Annotated in this window: 18 protein-coding genes and 1 tRNA gene; 5 read left to right on the forward strand and 14 right to left on the reverse strand. The window is 71.5% G+C overall.

Annotation, left to right across the window (positions count from 1 at the left end):
• Nucleotides 1-37 precede the first annotated feature (37 nt).
• From IEY82_RS28290 to IEY82_RS28300, 3 genes are all read left to right on the forward strand, one after another.
• Nucleotides 38-562: a hypothetical protein gene (locus IEY82_RS28290; protein WP_189127280.1), complete on the forward strand. Its 525-nt coding sequence runs from the start codon at nt 38-40 to the stop codon at nt 560-562.
• Entirely contained in the window at nt 555-1082 is a 528-nt protein-coding gene (locus IEY82_RS28295; RefSeq protein ID WP_189127281.1) for a hypothetical protein, read from the forward strand. The genes IEY82_RS28290 and IEY82_RS28295 overlap by 8 nt, the downstream gene beginning before the upstream one ends.
• A 132-nt stretch (nt 1083-1214) precedes the next feature.
• On the forward strand, nt 1215-3200 hold the full coding sequence (locus IEY82_RS28300) for an elongation factor G (RefSeq protein ID WP_189127282.1): 1986 nt from the start codon (nt 1215-1217) through the stop codon (nt 3198-3200).
• Nucleotides 3201-3212: 12 nt separating this feature from the next.
• Here the strand turns inward: IEY82_RS28300 and IEY82_RS28305 are convergent, their stop codons facing one another.
• From IEY82_RS28305 to IEY82_RS28325, 5 genes are all read right to left on the reverse strand, one after another.
• Nucleotides 3213-3821, reverse strand: a complete 609-nt coding sequence (locus IEY82_RS28305; RefSeq protein ID WP_189127283.1) for a hypothetical protein — start codon at nt 3819-3821, stop codon at nt 3213-3215.
• An 82-nt stretch (nt 3822-3903) separates the two neighbouring features.
• Nucleotides 3904-4518 carry a response regulator transcription factor gene (locus IEY82_RS28310; protein ID WP_189127284.1) on the reverse strand — a complete coding sequence of 205 codons (615 nt, stop codon included), beginning with the start codon at nt 4516-4518 and terminating at the stop codon, nt 3904-3906.
• Nucleotides 4515-5636 carry an ATP-binding protein gene (locus IEY82_RS28315; protein WP_225263948.1) on the reverse strand — a complete coding sequence of 374 codons (1122 nt, stop codon included), beginning with the start codon at nt 5634-5636 and terminating at the stop codon, nt 4515-4517. The genes IEY82_RS28310 and IEY82_RS28315 overlap by 4 nt, the downstream gene beginning before the upstream one ends.
• A 390-nt stretch (nt 5637-6026) precedes the next feature.
• Nucleotides 6027-6099 (reverse strand) — tRNA-Ala (locus IEY82_RS28320).
• A gap of 91 nt (nt 6100-6190) precedes the next feature.
• Nucleotides 6191-7609 carry a vWA domain-containing protein gene (locus tag IEY82_RS28325; RefSeq protein WP_225263941.1) on the reverse strand — a complete coding sequence of 473 codons (1419 nt, stop codon included), beginning with the start codon at nt 7607-7609 and terminating at the stop codon, nt 6191-6193.
• Between the two features lie 170 nt (nt 7610-7779).
• On the opposite strand from IEY82_RS28325, the gene IEY82_RS28330 reads away from it, so the two are divergent.
• Nucleotides 7780-9561, forward strand: a complete 1782-nt coding sequence (locus IEY82_RS28330; RefSeq protein WP_189127287.1) for an asparagine synthase-related protein — start codon at nt 7780-7782, stop codon at nt 9559-9561.
• Here IEY82_RS28330 and IEY82_RS28335 read toward each other — a convergent pair.
• From IEY82_RS28335 to IEY82_RS28345, 3 genes are all read right to left on the reverse strand, one after another.
• Complete coding sequence (locus IEY82_RS28335; protein ID WP_189127288.1) at nt 9501-10772, reverse strand: MFS transporter; 1272 nt, start codon at nt 10770-10772, stop codon at nt 9501-9503. The two genes, IEY82_RS28330 and IEY82_RS28335, sit on opposite strands and share 61 nt — an antisense overlap.
• Before the next feature lie 391 nt (nt 10773-11163).
• The gene (locus tag IEY82_RS28340; RefSeq protein WP_189127289.1) at nt 11164-14181 is read right to left on the reverse strand and encodes an AfsR/SARP family transcriptional regulator; all 3018 of its coding nucleotides are present in this window, start codon (nt 14179-14181) and stop codon (nt 11164-11166) included.
• Between the two features lie 103 nt (nt 14182-14284).
• The gene (locus tag IEY82_RS28345; protein ID WP_189127290.1) at nt 14285-15304 is read right to left on the reverse strand and encodes a type III polyketide synthase; all 1020 of its coding nucleotides are present in this window, start codon (nt 15302-15304) and stop codon (nt 14285-14287) included.
• A gap of 60 nt (nt 15305-15364) precedes the next feature.
• Between IEY82_RS28345 and IEY82_RS28350 the strand changes: the two genes are divergently transcribed.
• On the forward strand, nt 15365-16366 hold the full coding sequence (locus IEY82_RS28350) for a helix-turn-helix domain-containing protein (protein ID WP_417629185.1): 1002 nt from the start codon (nt 15365-15367) through the stop codon (nt 16364-16366).
• Here the strand turns inward: IEY82_RS28350 and IEY82_RS28355 are convergent.
• The 6 genes from IEY82_RS28355 to IEY82_RS28380 all read right to left on the reverse strand — a co-directional run bounded on the left by IEY82_RS28355 (nt 16321) and on the right by IEY82_RS28380 (nt 22652).
• Entirely contained in the window at nt 16321-17847 is a 1527-nt protein-coding gene (locus IEY82_RS28355; RefSeq protein WP_225263943.1) for an acyl-CoA carboxylase subunit beta, read from the reverse strand. The two genes, IEY82_RS28350 and IEY82_RS28355, sit on opposite strands and share 46 nt — an antisense overlap.
• 75 nt (nt 17848-17922) lie before the next feature.
• Nucleotides 17923-19458, reverse strand: a complete 1536-nt coding sequence (locus IEY82_RS28360) for an FAD-binding oxidoreductase (RefSeq protein WP_189127293.1) — start codon at nt 19456-19458, stop codon at nt 17923-17925.
• 11 nt (nt 19459-19469) lie between these two features.
• Nucleotides 19470-19871, reverse strand: a complete 402-nt coding sequence (locus tag IEY82_RS28365) for a DUF3224 domain-containing protein (RefSeq protein ID WP_189127294.1) — start codon at nt 19869-19871, stop codon at nt 19470-19472.
• A gap of 25 nt (nt 19872-19896) precedes the next feature.
• On the reverse strand, nt 19897-21099 hold the full coding sequence (locus IEY82_RS28370; protein WP_263648676.1) for an FAD-binding protein: 1203 nt from the start codon (nt 21097-21099) through the stop codon (nt 19897-19899).
• Between the two features lie 156 nt (nt 21100-21255).
• On the reverse strand, nt 21256-21894 hold the full coding sequence (locus IEY82_RS28375) for a class I SAM-dependent methyltransferase (protein ID WP_189127296.1): 639 nt from the start codon (nt 21892-21894) through the stop codon (nt 21256-21258).
• A 512-nt stretch (nt 21895-22406) separates the two neighbouring features.
• Nucleotides 22407-22652 carry a hypothetical protein gene (locus IEY82_RS28380; protein WP_229697713.1) on the reverse strand — a complete coding sequence of 82 codons (246 nt, stop codon included), beginning with the start codon at nt 22650-22652 and terminating at the stop codon, nt 22407-22409.
• Between the last annotated feature and the right edge of the window lie 228 nt (nt 22653-22880).

Below are 22880 nucleotides of genomic sequence, written 5' to 3' on the forward strand. Positions count from 1 at the left end.
GGTCAGCGGAACCAGCGACGTAGGAAGGGAGCACGCGATGCCATTCGCCATAGCACGCACGAGGGACGAGGCGCATCTGTACCTCGACCTGCACCCGTGCGCCTGCGGTTCGGTCGAGACGACCTGGGACACCGCGCTGGTGACCGCCGGCGGTGAGCTGACCTCACGCTATTCGGGCGCCTGCGATGACTGCGGCACGGAGCGGGAGTTCCTGTTCGGCCTGCCCGAGCGCGAGACGATGACCGGTGACTTTCCCAACTTCGGCGGCGGCGAGCCCTCCCAACTGCTCGACGCCGGCGAATGGCTCTGGGTGGCCGACCTGACGGCGGGCAACGTCCCGACCGACGACGAGGCCGCCGCCCGTCAGGCGCTGACGATCGCCACGGCGGCGGTCGAGGAGGTGGTCAAGTTCATCCCGGCGGGCCAGGACAGGGTGCCCGACCATGCCTTCTGGTCGGCCCAGGGCCGCGACACGCGCGACGCCGAGCCGGGCAGGTTCTCCCTCGACCGGCTGCTCATCGTCCGCGACACCTACCGCGAGCTGGCGGCCGCCCATGCCTGAGGCCAGGACGATCGCCGAGGCGTACGTGCACATCGGCCTCACCGTCCAGGGCGAAGAGCTGGGGCGCAACCCCGACTACAGCCGCTGGAGCACCCTCACGGAGGGCGGCGACTCCTGGACGCTGGTCTTCGACCACGCCGGCCACCACATCGTGCTCCGCGTCCCCTACCAGACGGAGTACGACGCCAGGCGCGACGGTCTCCACTTCGGCACCGGCACCTCGACCCTGGTCGATGCGGGCCAGTGGGTCCTGGTCTCCGCCGCCTACGCCCGGATGGCCGTGGAGGACGACATCCTGTCCTCCCCTGACGCCGCCGACGGCTGGGAGCTGGCCAGGGACGCCGCGGTGGAGGCGGTCAAGTTCATCCCCGAGGGCGACGAGGAGCCGCCACCGGGCGCGTTCTGGACCGCCCTCGGCACGCAGGCCCGCGCGCAGGAGCCCGAGCGCTTCACTCTGCGGCGGCTGCGCGACGACATCGACTTCTACCAGGAGAGCCTCGACCGCCTGCGGCCCGGATAACCGGTTGCCCGGCCGGACGGCCACCTGCTGCACTACGGGGTGACAGCCGCCGGCCAAGGAGCGAGAACATGCGAGGAACGTTCATGTCCACCCGGGAAAGGATCATCAGCCTCACAAAGGACATGACGCTTCGTGCGAACGCTCAACTTGGGGATCCTGGCGCATGTAGACGCCGGTAAGACGAGCCTGACCGAGCGGCTGCTGCACGCCGCCGGTGTCATCGACGAGATCGGCAGCGTCGACGACGGCAGCACCCAGACCGACTCCCTGGCGCTGGAACGACGGCGGGGCATCACGATCAAGTCCGCCGTGGTGTCGTTCGTGGTCGGCGACGTCGCGGTCAACCTGATCGACACCCCTGGTCACCCTGACTTCATCGCCGAGGTCGAACGCGTGCTCAACGTGCTCGACGGCGCGGTGCTGGTCGTGTCGGCGGTGGAGGGGGTGCAGCCGCAGACCCGCGTGCTGATGCGCGCGCTGCGACGGCTGCGCATCCCGACGCTCGTCTTCGTGAACAAGATCGACCGTCGCGGCGCGCGTGACGCCGGCCTGCTGCGGAGCATGTCCGAGAAGCTGTCCCCGTCGATCGTCGCTATGGGTTCGGCCCGCGCCCTGGGCACCGCTCGCGCCGCCTTCACGCCGCACGCTCCGGACGACCCCTGCCTCGCCGCCGCGCTGGCCGATCTGCTCACCGGCCACGACGACACGCTGCTGGCGGCGTACCTCGACGACGAGCGGGCCCTCACCCATGAGCGGCTGCGCCGCGAGCTCGCGGCGCAGACCGGGCGGGCGCTGGTGCACCCGGTGTTCTTCGGCTCGGCGATCACGGGCGCGGGCGTGCACGCGCTGATCGCCGGCGTCCGCGAGCTGCTGCCCGCTGCCGGGGGCGACGCCGCCGGACCGGTCTCGGGCACCGTCTTCAAGGTCGAACGCGGCCCGTCGGGCGAGAAGATCGCCTACGTCCGACTCTTCTCGGGCACGGTACGCCTGCGGGACCGGCTGCCGTTCGGTCACCACGGCGAGGGGAAGGTCACCGCGATCAGCGTCTTCGACCACGGCTCGGACGTCCGCAGCGCGTCGGTGTCGGCGGGACGGATCGGCAGGATCTGGGGGCTCGACGACATCCGCATCGGTGACCGGGTCGGCGAGCCCCGCGCCACGTCCGATGACCACCACTTCGCCCCGCCGACGCTGGAGACCGTCGTCGTGCCCCTCGACCCGGCCGGCAGGGGCGCGCTGCACGCCGCGCTCGCCCGGCTCGCCGAGCAGGACCCGCTGATCGACCTACGGCAGGACGACGTCCGGCAGGAGCTCTCCGTCTCCCTGTACGGCGAGGTGCAGAAGGAGGTCATCCAGGCGACGCTGGCGGAGGAGTTCGGCGTCGACGTCACCTTCCGCGAGACGACGACCATCTGCGTCGAACGCCCGGCCGGCACCGGCGAGGCCGTCGAGGTGATCGCCAAGGAGCCCAACCCGTTCCTGGCGACCGTCGGGCTCCGCGTCGACCCGGCCCCCGTCGGCTCGGGCGTGCGCTTCGTGCTGGAGATCGAGCTCGGCTCGCTGCCGTCGGCGTTCCTCAGGGCGATCGAGGAGACCGTGCGCGAGACGCTGCGCCAGGGCCTGCGCGGCTGGCAGGTCACCGACTGTGCGGTCACGCTGACCCGGTCGGGCTACTGGGCGCGGCAGAGCCACTCGGGCGGGGTGTTCGACGCGAGCATGTCGAGCACCGCCGGAGACTTCCGGCACCTGACGCCGCTGATCCTGATGAGCGCGCTCAGCCGGGCGGGCACCCGGGTGTACGAGCCCATGCACCGCTTCCACCTCGATGTCCCGGCCGAGTCGGTAGGGGTGGTCATGCCCGTCCTGGCGGGCCTGCGCGCCGTGCCCCGCGACTCGGTGGCGCGCGGCTCCTCGTACGTGCTGGAGGGCGACCTTCCGGCGGCCCACGTGCACGCGCTGCAGCGGCGGCTGCCGTCGCTGACCGGCGGCGAGGGCATCCTGGACTGCGCCTTCGACCACTACCAGGAGGTGACCGGCACTCCCCCGGCCCGGCCGCGCACCGACCACAACCCGCTCGACCGCAAGGAGTATCTGCTGCACGTCATGCGCTCCGTCTAGCAGCGGGAGTCTTCACACCGGCAGCGCGGTCGAGGACATCAGCAGGAGCGCGACTCCCAGGCCGACGTCGAGCACGAAGCACGCTTCGGTGAGCGAGCGGCTGACGACCTTGTCGCGGACGAAGTGGATCACGTCCCAGATCGCGTGTCCGATTGCGGCGACGGCCGCCAGGAATACGGCCAACGCCGGACTGGACATCATGGCCGTCAGGGCGATGGCGCTGAAGCCCACGAATCCCAGCACTTGCACTCCGACTTCCCGGCGATCGACCCCGGTGCCGCGAAGGAACCCGAAGATCGCGAAGCCTGCGCCCATGACGAGCAGCGTCGCGGTCGGATCGAGTCCCGTGAGGCGGGCAAGGACGACCGCGACGCTCGCGACGCCCACCATCACCCAGACGCTTCGCCGCGATCCGACAGCGGCGGCGGCGAGGTAGCACATCGCTGCCAGCATGATGATCATCGCGGTCACATGCGGATCCGCTCCGTTCGCGATATTGGCGATCAGCGCCAGCAGACCGAGGACGGACGGCCAGCGTGCGAGGAGGTGATGTCCGACAGCCGCGGCGCGGCCGGACGGATGACGGTGTGCGTGGGTGTCGAGATTCGTGGTGTTGTTCATACTCGACAGCCTCTGCTCGGTCCCCGCCGGGTGGACCCGTGCATCTGTCATGAAAAGTCCGTGCACCCTGAAGAGCCTGACGTCAGACCCACCCGTTCTCGCGTGCGATCCGGTAGGCCTCTGAGCGGGTGTCCGCTCCGAGTTTGTGGGTGACGATGGCGAGGTAGTTGCGTACGGTTCCTGGCGAGAGGAAGAGCTCCCGTGCGACCTCCCGGACTGGCCGGTCCGCCTGCGCGGCCAGAAGCACTTCGGTCTCGCGTGGCGTCAGCGGTGTCGGCGGCATGGTGAGCGCATCTGCGGCGAGTACGGGATCGACGTAGCGCCGTCCTTCGTGTACACGACGCACGACGTCGGCCAGCGCGGTGCCGGGGGCGCCCTTCGCGAGGAATCCCCGCGCTCCGGACGACAGTGCCTGGCGCAGCACGTAGGGATGACCGTGGCCGGTGAGTATCACCCCGGCGCACTCGGGTAGCACTCGGCTGAGTTCCACGATGACGCCTAAACCGTCGAGTTTCGGCATCTGTAGGTCGACAACCGCGACATCTGGTCGGTATGTCACTGCCTGTTCGACCGCCTGCCGACCGTCACTGGCGACGCTCACGACCTTGATGTCCGGCTCGCGCTCCAAGAGCCCGACGAGCGCCTCTCGAATCAACTCATCGTCCTCGGCCAGGAGGACCCGGATCGGCGAGCTCATCGGGACCGACCCGCATCGTGTCGGCATTCCACTTTTACCTCAAAACGGTTCTTATCGGCCTGGCGATCGACGATCAGATGGGCGCCCATGGCGGTGCAGCGGGCCGAAAGCGTCGCCAGACCGCTGCCGCCGGACACCTCACTCCGCGCGGCCTCGCGGACTCCGTCATTCACGACGATCAGCCTGATAAGCGGTTCGGTGTCCGCAACGGTGATCGACGCATGCCGTGCGTCACTGTGTCGCAGCACGTTCGTGACCGCCTCTCGGACCACCGCCGCCAGGAGGCGTGACAGCGCCTGGGGGATACGTGGAAGAACTTCTTGGTCGGCATCGATGCTCGCCTCGATTCCGGCCGAACGGAGCACGAGGTCGGCGGCCTGGAGCTGGGTCGCGAGGTCAGCGGTCGTCTCGCCGTGGATCGCCCGCCGGACTTCGACGAGCGTATCGTTTGCGAGCTCGCGGATCCCCTCGCTTTCCATGGCTGCCTGGGCGGGGTCACGGCGGGTGAGGTCCGCGGCCAGTTCTGCTTTGAGAGCGATGATGCCGAGGCGGTGCCCGAGCACGTCGTGGAGGTCACGGCTGACGCGCAGGCGCTCCTCGGCGATCGCGAGTTCCGCCTGTGCCTCCCGCCCGGCCTGCGCCGCCCACAGCAGCCGCAGCAGCCACACGAATGCTTGGCACATCGCCCATACCACCAGGCCGCAACCGAGCGTTATCAGGACACCTGCGGCGATTGAGGTATCGAACACGATGCCACCGATCGAAGCCGCGGTTCCCAAGACCACCGCCGCCACGATTCCCGTCTGCCACGTGATCAGCGCACAGGCGGCGATCGCGAAGCCCGCTAACCATGCCCACGGTTGCTCTCCACGCTCCGCCCACCCGTACGTTGGTGCCCACAACGCCAATGAGACGGCCAAGAGGAGTGCGGTCCTCCACCATGCGGCGCCGAGGGCAGGACTCGGGCTTACCGCGACCCATAACACCAGCATCATGGTGGCACCGAATATGGCCAGCCCGGTCATGAAGACCGCGGCAAGCAATATGCTCGGAGGCGTCGTCAAGGACATCGGGATGATCAGCGCCCACGCAAAGCAGGCCATCAGGACGCCGAGCACGATCAAGCGAGGACCTGGTCGATTCACCGATCTTGGATCATCCATTGATTGCTTCTTTCGTTGACTCGACCGACATCCCGTCGAAAAGAGCTGGGCGTCGGGGCTTTCCCTTGAGTGCGGACACCGATCTCAAGCAGCGGCCTTCAGGCTATCTGCCGTCTTCTCGTCGTCGATCGAGCTCAGCCGGCCGAGGCGGGAGTGCCGCCTGACCGTGTGGTGTCGGGTGATCCATCGGGACACCGCCAGGCGGACGGTCTGGGGTCGGGTCAGCGGTGCGCGCCCTGAAGCGTGTCGCTTCGCCACGATCCTCAGCGTCACGAGCAGCCGGCGCAACGAAAAGAGCCTTGCCCCACGATCACGCGGGGCAAGGCTCGAACGTTGATGATGGGGTGGAGCTATGGGGATTCGAACCCCAGACCTCCTCCATGCCATGGAGGCGCGCTACCAACTGCGCCATAGCCCCTTGCTGCGTGAACCAGTGTATCGGACTCCGCAGACGGTCAAGCACCCCCAAACCGCGTACGGCACAGGGGCGCCGACGTCACGGGCGAGGGTCAACCGGCGGCGCGGGCCCGTTCGATGAGGCCGGCGAGCTCGGTCACCATCGGGTCCTCCGCGGCGCCGGCCAGGCGGCCGGCGTGCTCCGCGAGCGCGGGGAGGTCGAGGCCGAAGGCCTCGCGGTCGCGCAGGTAGAGGGCGAAGGCGGCGGCGACTACGTCCACCTGGAGCCGGAGGGGGGCGTCCGACCAGACCGAGTCCGCGAGGGCGCCCGCGTCGACCGACTTGCTCGCCTCGGCGGGGCTCCTCGTGTCGGGGTCCTGCCAGCGCACCGTGGCCTGGGCGAGCTGGCCGGTCGCGCCCGGCCTGAGGCGCACGGAGTAGAGGGCGGTCACCGCGTGGCCGGGGCCGATCTCGCCGCCGTCACGGCTGTCGTCCCTGAACTCCTCGGCCTTCAGCGCGCGGTTCTCGTAGCCGACGAGCTGGAAGCTCTCGACCACGGACGGGTTGAACACCACCTGCGCCTTGGCGTCGCGGGCACGCAGCTCGATGGTGGCGGGGAGTTGCCTGACGAAGACCTTGTCGGCCTCCTCCTGGCTGCTGACGTAGACGGCGGCGCCGTCGCCGTTGTCGGCCAGTTGCTCCATCAGCTCGTCGCCGTACTCACGGCCGACGCCGACGGTGAGAAGGGCGATCTGCCGGCCGGCGTGTTCCTTGACCCGGTCGAGGATGGTCTGCCATGCGGTGCTGCCCTGGTTGGCCAGACCGTCGGAGAGCAGGATGACCCGGTTCGTGGCTGCGGGACGGAAGGCCTTGGCCGCCTCCTGGTAGCCGGCGACCAGGCCGGACTCGAGGTCCGTGCCGCCCTGGACGGTGAGTTCGTCCACCGCGCGGTGCAGGTCGGCGCGGGCGGCGAGCGGGGTCATGGAGGCGAGCAGCCGGGCCTCGTCGCTGAAGGACACGATCGACACCTGGTCGCCGGGAGCGAGCTGGTCGAGCAGCGTGTGCAGGGCCTGCTTGACCAGGTCGAGCCGGCCGGTCTCGGCCATCGAGCCCGACACGTCGACCACGAACGTGAGGTTGGCCGGGCGCCGGGCGGCGGCAGAGGAGCCACGGGTCTGCAGCCCCACGCGCAGGACCGCCTTGTCGCGGGTCATCCGCGCGCCGTCGAGGTGGACGGTGAACCCGTCGTCCGGGGGCTCCACGTAGTCCTGCCTGAAGGAGTTGACGAACTCTTCCGGCCGGATCTGCCCAGGTTCGGGCCAGCGCCCTTCCTGGAGCGTACGACGGGCGTAGCCGTACGAGGCGGTGTCCACGTCGAGGGCGAAGGTGGAGATCTGGGTCTCGGCCGGGGCCTTCTCGCTCCTGAGGGGCGAGGGCTTGGCGGTCGGGACCGGTTGCCGGTGCTCGCTGCTGGGGGCGCGCTCCCCGGAGTCGCCGGAGCCTTCAGGACCGCCACCGCACGCGGCGAGCACGAGCACTCCAACAAGCCCGACACCTATAGCTAAAGGACGAAATTTCACTGCAAGCACCTCCACGCCGTATGACGGCACTGGTGGACGGGTGGCCGGGCCGGTGACGTAAGCGAGCGCAAACCGCGACCGCCGCGTGATCGGTTGTGGCAAAGCGGTCATATCCGGTAGGCATGGGTGCCGTGCGCGTCTATTTGGGCTTGGCCGCGAAGCGGCAGGACATCCCGGCCCGTGTCCTCGACCGGGTTCGAGCCGTCGTCGAAACCGCTTTCCCCGTGCCCGCCGACGTGATCCGCGGCAGAGAGTGGCACGGCAGGGGCGTGTCCCTGTTCGGGTGGACCAACGAGCCCGACGACTCGCGGCAGCCTCCGCTGATCTCCGAGGAGACCGGCCGGGTCCTCGGGCTGAACGGTCACCTGGCCGATCCGGCCGACGCCGCGCGGCTGCCCGGCGACACCGTGGGCGGTTGCTTCTCGGCCTGGATCGCCCGTGACGGCGAGCTGACCGCGAGCACCGCGATCAACCGGGTCTGCCCGGTCTTCTACGCCGAGACGCCCGACCTGCACGTCGTGGGCAGCCGCGCCCTGCTCGTGCACCTGGCCGCCCAGCAGGTGGACCGGATCGACCACGACCTGATGGCCCTGCAGACGATGATCAGGCAGGGCTTCTTCCTGTCGGACGAGACCCCGTACAAGGGGGTGTCGGCGCTGCGTCCCAGCTCGCGGATCGACCTCCGGGGCGGGAGCCGGACGATCACCGAGACCCCGCTGCCGGAGGCGGCGCCCGCGCCCACGTCGGCGCGGCGCAAGCGGGCGGCCGTCGACGAGCTGGCCGACGCGCTGCTGGCCACGGTCGCGCCGCTGCGCGAGGCCGGCGAACCGGTGAACCTGGCGCTGACCGGCGGGCGCGACACCCGCATCCTGGCGGCGTTGCTGCACGCGGCGCGGGTGCCGTTCCGGGTGACGACGAACGGGCTCGACACGCACCCCGACGTGATCCTCGCCCGGCAGATCGCGGCCAGGCTCAAGGTCGAGCACACGGTCATCGCGCCGCCGCAGACCGCGGCGAAGGACGCGGTGATCGTGGAGCACCCGCTGAGCCGGGCGTGGGAGACGCTGCGCACCTGTGAGGGGATGACCTCGGCGTACGAGTCGATCGTGAGCTACCTTCCCTACTCCGGCAAGCCGACCATGTCCGGGCAGAGCGGTGAGACCCTCAGGGCCGGCAGCCTCAACCTGCTCCAGACCGACCTCGGCGACAAGGCACTGCTCCGGCGGATCAACAACACGTTCTACAAGGACGAGAAGCTGTTCACCGCCGAGGCGAACGCGCACGCGCGGGAGCTGGCCAAGCCGTGGCAGGCCCGGCCGAACCGGCTGGAGGCGCTGGACCACATCTACATCTGGTACAAGGTGGGCCGCTGGCAGGCCAGTGCACGGGCGGGCTCGCTGCGCCGGGGCGACCCGGTCCGGCCGTTCCTGGACAACCGGGTGGTGCGAGCGGCGTTGAGCCTGGACCAGGGCTGGCGACTCTCCGAAGAGGTGATTTATTCGCTTATTTTGCGCTTTGCCCCCGAGCTGCGGGACGTCCCGATCGAGGGGAAGCCGTGGCGGTTCGCGGAGGCGATGGCGGCGCGCCGGCCGCGCTGGTTCGAGCGGACGCACGTGCCGCCCGCGCATATGCCGACCCCCAGGACCGGCGGCGGGTGGAGCTGGCGCACCAGCCCGGGCCCGGCGCTGACGGACGTGCTGCGCGAGCAGGTGCTCGGCGGCCTCGACGCGCTCACCCCGATCGTCAACCCGGACGAGGTGCGCGCGCTGTTCGCCGATCCCGTGGTCAAGAAGCCCGCCCTGGCCTGGCACCTCTACACGGTCAGCACGCTGCTCACCGGCCTCTACCCCGGCAAGGAGCCCGAGGGCCTGGATGCGATCAGCGTCTCCCGGCCAGGAGCCTGACCCGCGCGGGCCCGGCGCCAGGCGAGCGCGGCCGGCACGCCGGCGGCCAGCCCCGCCGCCCCCGCGACGCCCAGCGCGCCCGCCACACCTATGTTCGTGGCCAGCAGCCCGCCCACGATCATGCCGATGCCCTGGACGGCGACCAGGGCGGAGGAGGCGATCCCCAGCACCTGGCCGCGCCGCTCAGTGGGGACGATCCGAACGAACTCCGCGTTCGCCGTCACCTGGTAGGCGCCGAGCGCCCCCACGAGCGCCCACAGGAGCAGCGCCGCGACCGGACCCGGGACCACCGCCGAGACCAGCAGCGGCACGCTCGCGGCGCACGCCAGCGGTCCGAGCAGCCGCAGCCGCGTCTCAGTGGGGCAGAACCGGGTGAAGAGGAACACGCCCAGCACGTTCCCCACCGGCATCGCGGCCATGAGCAGGCCCACCATCACGGTGCCCTGGCCGAGCCCGGCGGCGTAGGGGGCGGCCAGCGCCTCCGGCACCACCTGGAACCCGGCGAGCATGGCGAGTGCCAACAGGCCGCGTAACCGGTGGTCGGAGACGAGCAGGCGCAGCCCCTCCAGCGGCCCGCCGCGCCGCCCCTGGCCGTCCCCCGCGGCCCCCGCGTCCCCCGCGGCGGGGTGCGGCCGGACGCCGCGCAGCACGATCAGCGCGGCCAGCGCGAACGCCACCGCGTTGATCGTCAGCGACCCGGTCGTGCCCACCGCCGCCACCAGCACGCCCCCCGCCGCGAACCCGGCCAGGCTGACGATCTGGGAGGTGAGGTGCTGGATGGCGATGCCCGACTGGTAGACGTCCTTGGGCAGGATGTCGGGCGTGAGCGCCATCTGGGCGGCCGCGGCCGGCGATTCGAGCAGCTGCGAGGCGAAGATCAGGGCGCACAGCACCGGCAGCGGGATCCCCGGCACGGCCACCAGCGCGATCAGCGCGGCCCGGGCCAGGCCGCAGACGACGATCAGCCCGCGGCGGGAGTGGCGGTCCGCCAGCCCGCCCAGCAGCGGCCCGCCGATCAGCGCCGGCACCAGGGTGAGTGCGTACACGAGCGCGGTCACCGCGGCGGACCCGGTGCGCTCGTAGGCGAGCACCGCCAGCGCCACCCGGCCCAGCTGGGTCCCCGCGCGCACGACGGCCATCGCGCCCCAGAGCGCCCTGAACTCCGTGACGGCGAACGCCCGGCGGAAGGTCCCCGCCCCACCGCTCCCCATCGCCGCCTCCCCTCAGCCGTTCGCGTCAGCCATTCTCTCGGCCGCTTGTCTCGGCCGCTTGTCGTAGCGCGGAGACGGCCGGCGGCGCGCTGGAAGCGCCGCCGGCCGCAAGGTGAGTCAAGGCCGTCCGGAGACCGGGAACCGGCGCACGGTCCCCGTCCACCCGACCGGCCTGGTCCGCTCAGTTCCAGATGATGTCACGCATCTCGAAACCCACCTCCCCTTCAGTGCCCCGTGGTTCTCGGTGCCCCCGTCGTCGTTCGGCTGATCCGCCCCAGTCGAAGCAGCGCAGAACTCCTCCACTTCCCCCGTTGGACCGCCCGCCGGACGGAGACGCGGGCTGTCGCCTCCCTTTCTGCCAGGCCGGGTTGATGCGCGAGCTATACGCCGGCTACACGCCTTTCCGCCACTCCGCGCCGGAGGCCGGCCCGGCCCCGTCTCCCCGGCCCTCGCGGACCCGCGCGAGCAGTTCCGCGGCCTCGGCCCGCATCAGCGGGGAGGCCAGGCTGTCGATCCGCGGCAGCAGACGCTCGATGGTCTCCCCGGCCTGCGCGAGATCCCCCAGGCGCAGCAGGGCGCCGCCGACCGCCAGGCCGATCTTGCAGAGCACCAGGGCCAGCTCGGAGCGTTCGGCGTGGTCGAGCGCCAGCGCGAGCTGGGTCCGGGCCTGCCGGTGGTCGTCCGCCTCGATGGCCACCTGGGCCAGGCCGAGCCGCGCGAACGCGCCTCCGGTGAAGTCGCCCACCCGGTCGGCCGCCTCCGCGACCGTGAGGAAGGCGTCCCGGGCCTCCCCCGCGCGTCCCACCCTCAGGTAGACCTCGCCCAGCCAGAACAGGGTGTTGAGCCGCTTCCAGTCGCCGCGGCTCTTCTCCGCGACGCGCACGGCCTCCTCCAGGTACCGCAGCGCCTCGGCCACGCGGCCCTCGACGAGGTGGATCTGCCCGATGGAGCGCAGGGTGTGGGCCTCTCCCGAGTGGTCGTCCAGGAGTCTGAAGGTCTCGCGTATCCGCTCGTAGCGGCGCAGGGCGACGGCATGCTCGCCGCGCGTGCGCTCCAGGTGGGCGAGCATCCGCCAGACCTCGGCCAGCCCGTGCTCGTCCCCGATCTCGACGAAGATCCGCTCGGCCGGCTCCAGGGTCAGCACGGCCTCCTCCAGGGCTCCGGTGAGCACGCCCAGCTCCGCGGAGAGCGCCGGCACGATGGCCTGGGCCCGGCGGTCTCCGGACTCCTCCGCCGCCCGGCCCGCGATCGACAGCATCTCCCGGTACTCACTCGCGCAGCACCGGATGTCGTACAGCCAGCCTCCCATCAGGGCGATCCGCCAGCACTCGTCGAAGAGCCCGTGGGCCGACGTCTGCCGCAGGACGCCGAAGACGGTGGCGGCCTCGGCCTCCAGCCAGTCCACGGCGTGCTCCGCCGCGTGCCGTACGATCTCCTCCTCCATGGGGACGACCAGCTCCTCGGCGAGCCGGGCGTAGTAGTCGTGGCCCCGGTTGGCGCCCCGGGCCTCGGCGGCGAGCCGGAGCAGGTGCCTGGCGGCCGACGAGAGCACCGACAGCGCCGTGTCCGCGGTCTCCTCCTCGGCCATCCGTTCCCGGCAGTAGGTGCGGACCAGGTCGTGCATCCCGTACCTGATCTGCCCGGTGCCGTCGACGCCGGTCACCCGCAGCAGGTGGATGTCCGTCAGGCCCTCCAGCATCTCCTCCGTGTCGGCCGGACGCTCGCCGCTGACCGCGATGGCCAGCCACGCCCCGGCCTCGGGCACGTCGAGGAAGGCCAACCGCCGCAGCAGGCGGCGCTCCGCCTCGCCGAGCGCCTGGTAGCTCAGATCGAGACCGGCCCGTACGGCGAGCCCCGAGTAGGACAGCTCGTCCAGGCGGCGCTGCTCGTCGGCGAGCCGCCTGGCCAGCTCCCCGATGCGGCGGTGGGGCCGCGCGGCGAGCCGTGACCCGGCGATGCGCAGCGCGAGCGGCAGCCCGCCGCAGAGCCGCGCCACCTCGCGGGCCTCCCGGTCCTCGGCCGCGACGCGCTCGCTCCCGGCGATACGGCCCAGCAGCTCGACCGACTCCTCCCCGTCGAAGGGGAGCAGTTCGACGGTGGTCTGCGCGCCGAGACCGGCCAGGCGTCTGCGGCTGGTCACGAGGACGGCGCAGGCGCCCGCGCCGGGCAGCAGCGGCCGTACCTGGCTCTCGTCGGTCGCGTTGTCGAGCACCACGAGCACCCGCCGGTCGGCGAGCATCGTCCGGTAGAGCGCGGACCGCTCGTCGCGGCCCTGCGGGATCTCCCTCCCGTCGACGCCCAGCGCGCGCAGGAAGCCGGACAGCGCCTCGGCCGGCGCGGCCGGCCTGCTGTCGGCCCCCCGGAGGTCCACGAAGAGCTGGCCGTCGGGGTAGCTTTCGCGGATCCGGTGCGCGGCGTGCACGGCGAACACGGTCTTGCCGACCCCCGGCGGGCCGGTCACCGCGCAGATCGGCGGCGCGTTCCCCTGCTCGCCGGCCAGGACGGCCAGTACCGGCAGGGCCTGAGCCAGTTCCCGATCCCGCCCGGTGAAGTCGAAGGTGTCCGCCGGGAGCTGGGCGGGCGCGCCACTGTGCGCCCGCGCGGGTCCGGCGGTCACTGACCCGGACAGGAACCCGTTCGGCGGGGCGAGGGCCGGATCGGCGCGCAGGATGGCCTGCTCCAGCTCGATCACCGCCAGGCTCGGGTCGAGCCCGTGCTCCTCGACCAGCCTGTGGCGCAGGTCGCGGGAGAGGTCGAGGGCCTCGGTGCGGCGGCCATCGCGGTAGAGCGCGAGCATGAGTTGCGCGTGCAGCCGCTCCCGCAGCGGGTGCTCCGTCACCAGCCGCCGCAGCTCGCCGATCGCGTGGTGGTGCCGTCCGAGCGCGAGCTCGGCCTCGATCAGCCTCTCCACGCAGCCGAGCCGGGTCTCCTCCAGATGGGCGCGGACCGCCTCGACGTAGGCGCCGGACGCGTCGCTGAGCGCGGGGCCGCTCCAGAGGGCGAGGCCCCGGCGCAGCGACCGGACCACCTGCTCGGGCCGCTGCCCGGCCCCGGCCTGCCGGGCGCACTCCTCGAACAGGGCGAGATCCAGGTTCGCGGCGTCGGCCCGTAACGTGTAGCCGCCACGGGACGAGACCACCTCGTCGATGCCAAGGACACGCAGCTCCCGCCGGATGACGTGGATCCCCGAGTAGATCTGGGCGCGGGCCGACGTCGGGGGCGCGCCACCCCACAGCGCGTCGATCACCGCCTCCATGGTGACGACCCGGCCCGCGTTGAGCAGCAGGAAACCGAGCAGACCGCGCCGTTGGGACCGGCCGAGGGCGCTGACCGCGCCACCGCCGCATACGCGGACAGGCCCCAGAACGGTGAAGGTCAGGTCGCCCCCGTGTGGCGCGTCAAGCGTCATTTAACGATCTTTACCGATTTAGACAGATTGCGACAGCAAACTGGCCGGTTTGGGGGTCGTCGCTGTGCCCCTCGGCCGGCCCGATCAGCACCAGGTCAGGCGTTCACCAGTGCATCAGGAGCATCTCGGCGGAGAAACCGGGGCCGAGCGCGAGGAGCGCGGCGGGCTGGCCCGGGCGGGGAGGCGTCTGCTGGAGAACGTGCAGCACCGACACCGACGACAGGTTGCCGTGCTCGCGCAGTGACCGCCGGGTCAGCCGAACGGCCTCCTCGGGCAGGCCCAGCGCCCCGGCGAGCGTGTCGATCACCTTGGGGCCGCCGGGATGGAAGATCCAGGAGGCGACCTGGTCGGGGGTCAGGCCATAGTCGGCGAGGAAGTCCCTGACGTCACCGCCGACCTTCCGCGCGACGAAGTCGGTGAGCCCGGCGTCGAGCACGACGCGGAAGCCGTGCTCGCCGACCTCCCAGCCCATGAGGTGCTCGGTGCCGGGATAGAGCCTGCCGCGCGTGGCGAACACCTCCGGCCCCGGCCCGTGCCCGGTGGCCACCACCGCCGCCGCGCCGTCCCCGAACAGGGCGCCGGCGATGAGGTTCGCCACCGAGGTGTCGTCGCGTTGCACGGTCAGCGAGCAGAGCTCCACGCAGACCAGCATCGCCACGTGATCCGGCCAGCCGCGCAGGTAGTCGTTGAGCCGCGACAGACCCGCCGCCCCCGCCGCGCAGCCCAGCCCGAACACCGGCACCCGCTTGACGTCGTCACGCAGCCCGGCGCGCTGGGCCAGCCGGGCGTCGAGCGAAGGAGTGGCGAGCCCGGTGGTCGAGCAGAGCATCAGGTGGTCCACCTTCTCCGGTGGCAGGCCGGCTTTCTCCAGCGCCCCGCTGATCGCCCGTTCGCCCAGGTCCAGCGCCGCCTCGACGTAGGCCTCGTTCGCGCGGGTGAACGAATCGAGCTTGGCGTAGTCCTCCAACGGGAGCGCCAGGCTGCGGCCTTCGACGCCGACGGCCGCGTGGAAGCGTTCAAGGAGGTCCCGATCGGCCGAGGTCAACTGGGAGAACGCCTCGGTGATCTCCGCCTGCGCGTAGCGGTGACCGGGCAAAACGGTCTGTACCCCCGAAATGTGCATGCCTTCTCTCTGCCGCAGGGAGCCGAGGGCTAACATGCGGCCATGCTCATGCCCGAACGTCTGCCCACGATCGCCGTGCTGGCCTTCGACGGGATGGCGCCGTTCGAGTTCGGCTGCGTCGTGGAAATCTTCGGACTGCCCCGGCCGGAGCTCCATGTTCCCTGGTACGACCTCAAGGTCTGCGCCGAGACGACCGAGCCGCTCCGGGTGGTGGGCGGATTCACGATGCGGGCCGCTCATGGGCTCGACGTGCTCGCCTCGGCCGACACGGTGATCGTGCCGGGGGTGCCCGACGTGCGCGGTCAGGTCTCCGAGGACCTGGTCCGCGCGCTGCGGGCGGCGCACGAGCGCGGCGCCCGGATGGTGTCGATCTGCTCCGGCGCGTTCGCGCTGGCCGCCGCCGGGCTGCTCGACGGGCGCGAGGCGGCCACCCACTGGAAGTACGCCGACCTGCTGCAACGCCGGTTCCCCGCCGTCTCGGTCAACGCCTCCGTCCTGTACGTGGACGACGGCGACGTGCTGACCAGCGCGGGCAGCGCGGCCGGGCTCGACCTGCTGATCCATCTCGTACGCGCCGACCACGGCCCCGGCGTGGCCAACACGGTGGCCCGCAGGCTGGTCATCGCGCCGCACCGGGAGGGCGGCCAGGCGCAGTTCGTCGAGAGCGCCGTGACCCCGGTCGAGGACGACGGCCCGGTGGCCAGGGCGATGGAGTGGGCCCTGGCCAACCTGACGGAGCCGATCAGCGTCGGCGGCCTGGCCAGGGTGGCGCGCATGTCGGAGCGCTCGTTCATCCGGCACTTCAGGCGGCGGACCGGCACCAGCCCGCTGCGCTGGGTGAACTTCCAGCGGGTGTCGGCCAGCCTGCCGATGCTGGAGTCGACGACCGTGCCGGTGGAGGAGATCGCGGCGGCGGTGGGCTTCGACAGTCCGGTGACGTTCCGCCACCACTTCTCGCGGGCGATGCGCACGTCTCCGTCCGCCTACCGTCGCGCCTTCAACGGCTCCTCGCGGGCTCAGGGACGGGTGGTGGCTCTCGGGCCTGGTTCGAGAACGGCGTAGGCGTCGCGGACCCACTCGGTCAGGACGGGCCGGGTGCCGGCCGGGTCGATGAGGTCCTCCACCAGGAAGGCCTCCGCCGTGCGGAACGGCGACCGGACCGCCTCCAGACGGGCCGCGATCTCGGCCTTGAGGGTCGCGGCCTCCGGGCCCGCCTCGGCCAGCATCCGCTTGAAGGCCACCTCCAGCCCGCCCTCGATCGGCAGCGACCCCCAGTCGCCCGACGGCCAGGCGACGCGCAGGCCGTACCTGTGGTGGGGCCGGTGCGCGGCGCCCGCGACCCCGAAGACGCGGCGGACCAGCACCGACGCCCAGGGCACCGTCGACTGGTAGACGGCGGCCAGCGCGCGGGCGCCGTGGCGGATCGTGCCGGCCCGTTCGGCGGTGCTGCCGATCACGAACCCGGGCTGGTCGACGAGGTGCACGACGGGCAGGTGGAAGGTCTCCGCCAGGTCGACGAACCGGGCGGTCTTGTCCGCGCCCAGCGCCGTCATGCCGCCGCCGTACACGCGCGGGTCGCTCGCCAGCACCGCCACCGGATGCCCGTCGAGCCGGGCGAGCGCGGTGATCGTGGACGGGGCGAACCGCCGGCCGAGCTCCAGCACACTGCCGGTGTCGAAGACCAGATCGAGGATCCGGCGCATGTCGTACGGCCGGCGGCGGTCGCGGGGCACGATCCCGGCCAGCTCCGGGTCGGCGCGGCCGGGGTCGTCCTCGGACGGTGTGACGGGCGGCAGCCGCCAGGCGCTCTGCGGCAGGTAGGACAGCGCCCGCCGGGTCAGCTCGAACGCCTCCTCCTCCGAGGCGGCGACCAGGTCCACGGTGCCCGCCGCCGAGGTCGCCCGCCAGCCGCCGAGCTCCTCCTTGCCGACGCTCTCCCCCATCCCAGCCTCGACCACGGCCGGACCGGCCACGAAGACCTGGGAGAGCTCCTTCACCATGATCGAAACGTGCGAGGTGACCAGGCGGGCGGCGCCGAGCCCGGCGACCGGGCCGAGCGCCAGCGCGATCACCGGGACCCTCCCGAGGTTGGCCACGACCTGGTCCCAGCCGGGGTTGAACGGCACGTACGTACGGCCGAAGTCCTCCAGTTGCCTGACGCTGCCCCCGCCGCCGGTGCCGTCGATCAGCCGGACCAGCGGGACGCGCATCTCCCCCGCCATCCGCTCGGCCAGGATCTGCTTGTCGTGGATGGCCGCGTCGGCCGCCCCGCCGCGCACGGTGAAGTCGTCGCCCGCCACGACGATCCGCCGCCCGCCGAGCGTCGCCCGGCCGATGATGACGTTCGACGGCGTGAAGCCGTCAGGCCCGGTGGCGTGGCCGGTCAGGGCGCCGATCTCGGTCCAGGAGTCGGTGAGCGCCGCGAGGCGTTCGCGGATCGTGAGCCGTCCGGTGGCGTGCTGGCGGGCGACCCGTTCCTCGCCTCCCATGCGCTCGGCCAGCTTCCGTCGGCGCTCCAGTTCGGCGAGTTCGGGCTCCCACACGGCGTCTCCCATCCGTACCGGCTGGTCGGTAGGTTAGTCGAGACCGGGACGGATGAGAACGACCCGGACGGGAGGTCAGACCAGCACTCCCGGATTGAGCACCCCGGCGGGGTCCAGAGCCTGCTTGGCCGCCCGGAGCGCGAGCGCGAACGGCTCGGGCCGCTGACGGTCGTAGAAGGGCCGGTGATCGCGGCCGACGGCGTGGTGATGGGTGATCGTGGCGCCGTGGCGCAGCAGCACCTCCGACACCCGCCGCTTGAGGTCGTCCCACTGCGCGACCTCCTCGCCCCGGATCGCGGGCGCCAGCACCGTGTAGTAGGGCGCCGGCCCGTCGGGGTAGGCGAAGGCCAACCGGCAGCTCACCGCGATCCTCTCGCCGAACGTCCCCATCACGGCCTCGTGCAACGCCGGGAACCGGTCCCAGGTGACGGCGGTCTCGAACGTCTCCGCGATCAGTCCGAGCCCCGGGTAGGCGTTGCGCAGGTAGGGCATCCGGGTGAACGTGCCCTTCCACTCGCGATCCTGGCGCGCTCCACCCGGCGAGCCGCCGGCCTCGCCCGCCTCGCCGCCGTGCCCGCCGGTGATCTCCAGCGCCCGCGCCGACCAGGCGTCGACCGGATGATCGGCCGACTCGAACCCCACGATGAGCACGGCGTGCCGCCCGTCCCCTCCGGAGGCCAGCGCCGCCTCGCGGGCGTCGAGCAACCGGCAGTTCGACGGATGCAACCCCGACTGGGCGAGGTCGCGCACGGCCGCCACCGCCGCCTCCCAGGACAGGAAGCGCACCGGCACGGACACCTTGAAGGCGGGCCGCTCCTGCACCCGCACCCAGGCCCGGGTGATCACCCCGAGCGCGCCCTCGGACCCGAGCAGCCACCGATCCGGCGAGGGCCCGGCTCCGGAGCCGGGCAGCCGCCTCGACTCCCACACCCCGGCCGGAGTGATCGCGCGCACCGCCTCGACCAGGTCGTCGATGTGCGTGTGCAGGGTCGCGTAGTGCCCGCCCGCCCGGGTCGCGATCCACCCGCCCAGCGTGGAGAACTCATAGGACTGCGGGAAGAACCGCAGCCGCAACTCTCCGGGCAGCCGCCCGTTGATCTCCGGCCCCGACGCCCCGGCCTCGACCAGCGCCGCCCGCGACACCTCGTCCACCTCCAGCACCCGGCGCATCCGGCCGAGGTCGAGACAGACGGCGGGCCCGTCGAAGCGCGCCTCCACCCCGCCCACGACGCTGGTGCCGCCGCCTCTCGGCACGACGGCCACCCCCTCGGCCGAGGCCCACGCGAGAACCCGCTCGACCTCGCCCTCGTCCCTCGGCCTGGCCACCAGGTCCGGCGCGTTGCCGAAGTCGCCCCGGTAGGCCCGGATCAGGTCGCGGTAGGCCTGCCCGTACGTGCGCGTCACCCGCTGGTACGGCTCGGCCGAGCAGAACTCCCGCAGCTCACCCGGAACGGGCACGCGCGACGGCGCGAGGCGCACCCGTTCGAAGGGCACCGGCTCCTCCCACGCGGCCGGATCCCCGATCCCCGTGTACGCGGCCGTCAGCCGCCCCATCTCGCGTAACTCGTCCGGATCCGGCTCGGGACCCCACGCCCAGTGACTCGTCGACATGGAGTCGATTGTCAGGGTACGAGCAGCTCGTAGTCGAAGGTGTAGGAGTGGGAGCCGTCGGGGGCGATGAGGATGTCCATCTCGCCGCGGAGCCCGCGCAACTCGCCAGTGCCGGAGTCGGGGACGACGGTGACGCGCAGCGACTGCTCGCCGCGGTCGCTGACGGCGTTGTGCTGGACGACGAAGGAGCCGGAACGGCCGTCGAGGGTGCCCTCGACGCGTTCCAGGGCGACGTACGACCGCGAGTCGGTCACCTCGGTCGTGGCCACGAGCATGGTGACGACCGAGGTGGCGGTCAGGTCCCCGTGAAAGGTCTTGCGGAGGGTGACCTGGCCGAGCGAGATGCCGTCGCGGTCGTCGAAGGGCGGCTGGGAGGTCCAGTCGGCGGTGTCGAAGGGGCCTTTGGCTGTCATGGGTCCAGACTGCCGGTCAAACCTGTCAGCCAGTGTCAGGTACGGCCCGCCGCAGAAAGTCGTTGCCGAACTTGCCCGCCGGGTCGTAGCGGCGGACCAGCTCGCGGAAGCGTTCCGGGCACGACGGCCACCTGGTGAACAGCTTGCCCCAGTGCGGTCGCGGGTCGAAGGGCGCCAGGACGTCCTCGACCAGGGTGAGCACCGGCAGCACCGCGCCCCAGTCCTTGACCCAGGTGAAGTGCACGGCCACGCTGTCACGGTCGCGGCTCGGGCTCATCCACAGGTCGTCGGCCGCGACCGTGCGCACCTCGGAGATCCGCAGGACGGGCCGGATCCGGTCACCGACGGCCGTCAGCGCGGCCAGCGCCTCGGTGGCGTGCTCCCTGGGCAGCAGGAACTCCGACTGCAGCTCGTCCCCCGCGCTGCTCGGCGGCGAGCCGGCCCGGAAGTGCGGCAGTCGCTCGTGCCACGGTCCGGGCACACCGAGCTGCTCGGTGCAGCTGCCGGCCGGCATGCCGGGCACCGGATGACGCGGGCCGGCGGCGGGGCGGGTGCCGTGCCAGTCTCCGGGCGGCAGCTCCGTACGGCGCTTCAGCCAGACACGGGTGGAGCGCCAGTCGGTGAAGAGGCTGACACTGTGGCCGTCCGCCATGACCTGCTCGAAGGGGTAGCCGGGCGGCAGGTCCTCACGGACGTACTGGCGCAGCTCGAAGGCGGGCACGAGGTCGAGCGTGAGCGTCGTGACGACGCCGAGCGCGCCGAGCGCGACCACCGCGCCGGGGAAGTCGGCGTCGCCGCGCTCCAGGGTCGTCACCGAGCCGTCGGCGGTGACGAGCTCCAGCCCGGAGACCGCTGCCGCCAGGCTCCGGTTGGCGACGCCGGAGCCGTGGGTGCCCGTGGCGACCGAGCCCGCGACCGAGATGTGCGGCAGCGACGCCAGGTTGGCCAGCGCGAGCCCGCTCGCGTGCAGGACGGGCGCCAGCCGCGCGTACGTCACGCTCGCGCCGACCCGGACCCGAGCCGCCGCGCCGTCGATCTCCACGGCCTGCGGCAGCCGGTCCAGGGCCACCAGCTCGCCCGGCGAGTCGGCGATCTCGTTGAAGGAGTGGCCGCTGCCCAGCGCGCGGACGGCGGGACTGCCCGCCACCAGCCGCCGGAGCTCGCCGAGCGTGGTGGGCCGGTGCACGCCGCGCGCGCGAAAGGCGATGTTGCCCGCCCAGTTGGTCAGCACGCCCCGCGATCTTACGCCTCGACCGCGCACGGGGACAGCCGCCCGTGCGAGAGAACCGTCGCGGACGAGGTCGCGGGCACGGTCCCGTGCCCGCGGGAGATCGCTTCCGGTCGCTGGATCCACGGTTCGCCCAGCAACAGGCGCCCCCTGGAGCTACGGTGCGCGCAGCAACAGGCGACCTTGGCGGAACCGCTCCCCCTCCCGGGGCTCACGCATCATCCGGCCGACCTCGGCGAACCCGGCGTCGTACGCCAGTGCGGCAAGGTCGTCGATCGGCCACCGGTAAGCCGGCACCACCGCGTGGTCGAACACCTCCACCGGCCCGCCCCCGGACTCGAAGAAGGCGAGCAGCAGGTAACCCCCCGGGGCCAGCACGCGCCGGAACTCGGCGAAGTACGGCCGCAACTCCTCCGGCGGCGTGTGGATGACGGAGTACCAGGCCACGACACCGCCGAGCATGCCGTCGGCCAGGTCGAGAGCGTCCATCGACCCCACCTCGAAGCGCAGGTCCGGGTAGGTCTGGCGGGCAAGATCGATCATCACCGGAGACAGATCGATACCGAAGGCGTCCACTTCCAGGTCCCGCAGATGCGCGGTCACCCGGCCCGGGCCGCATCCGAGCTCGGCCACGGGCCCGCCACCAGCAGCCTGTACGAACTCGGCGAACGCGGCGAGCAACGCGCGGTCCAGCGGCACCTGGGCGAGCTCACCCCGCACGAAATCGGCATATTGAACGGCGACGGCGTCGTAGGCGTTCGCGGTGGCACTCAGATGGGAGGGGGATTTCGTCATGACGGACGACCTTAGCGATCCCCGCCACGACGAGGTGTTCATCAACGCGCACAAAGGCTCTCCGCAGTTGAGGGTGTAACCGGAGTGAGGAAGTGGCGTTTCCCGAGAGTGGTGGTGGCGTCGGCCCCCTTGCTGACGGAGGGCTCCCTGCCGGCTACCAGCGGGGGGTTGCGGAGCAGTTCCGCCCACTCGCCGGTGGCGAGGAGGGCGCTCGAAGCAGGCAATGACCTTCTCGGCCGTCGGTGGTGTGGTGTCGTCCCAACTCAACCAAGCAGCAGCACCGACGCCTGACTGCACACCCCGGAGCCCGCTCGCTTCTGTCCCTCGGCTCTCGGCCCGAGCGGATCATCTCTGTGGCCACACGCCGCTCCCTACGAGCCCCCTCCAGCTGACTGGACGTGACGGCCTCCTCAATAAGGGAGTTGACCAGATACCTGTCACGTGTGGCGGGATTTGTAACTTCCTCGCTGAGGCCTATGCTGCCACCCGTATGGGTGCCGATGAAGTCAGCCTCACGCAGAACCTCGTCCGGCAGCGAATAGGTGAATCGATTGCCCGATGTCCATCAGCGGAATGGGACGACTGGCGCTCCTGCGAGTGAGCTTCATCGCGGCCCACCATTCCTCGCGGGTCAGACCATCCGGGGCACGACGATGACGAATCTCATCCCAATGATAATATTTTTGGCTGTTAGCTCCGACTGGATAGTTATCCACGATCTTCGAGAGGAGTCCTTTTCGCATGATGATCTGCGCCAACTCTTCGAGGGATGGCGGAGATTCCGGCCTACGCATCAGCCCTCCAAGGCGAGTTTTCATCCGTTGAAACAATTGTCCACAAAAGGCGCTCAGCTTCTGAATTCACCCCATCTTGCCTTTTGAATTCAGCGTGATCTGGCGTGGAACCCCGGGCGTTCACGCCCGGGAGGAAACGACAGCGCGGGAGGGCCGCCAAGGCCCGAGCGGTGCGGTGACCGGTAGGCCGTG

Origin of the sequence: Nonomuraea cavernae (assembly GCF_014646355.1) — a bacterium.
In the GTDB taxonomy this organism is placed as follows: Bacteria; Actinomycetota; Actinomycetes; order Streptosporangiales; family Streptosporangiaceae; genus Nonomuraea; species Nonomuraea cavernae.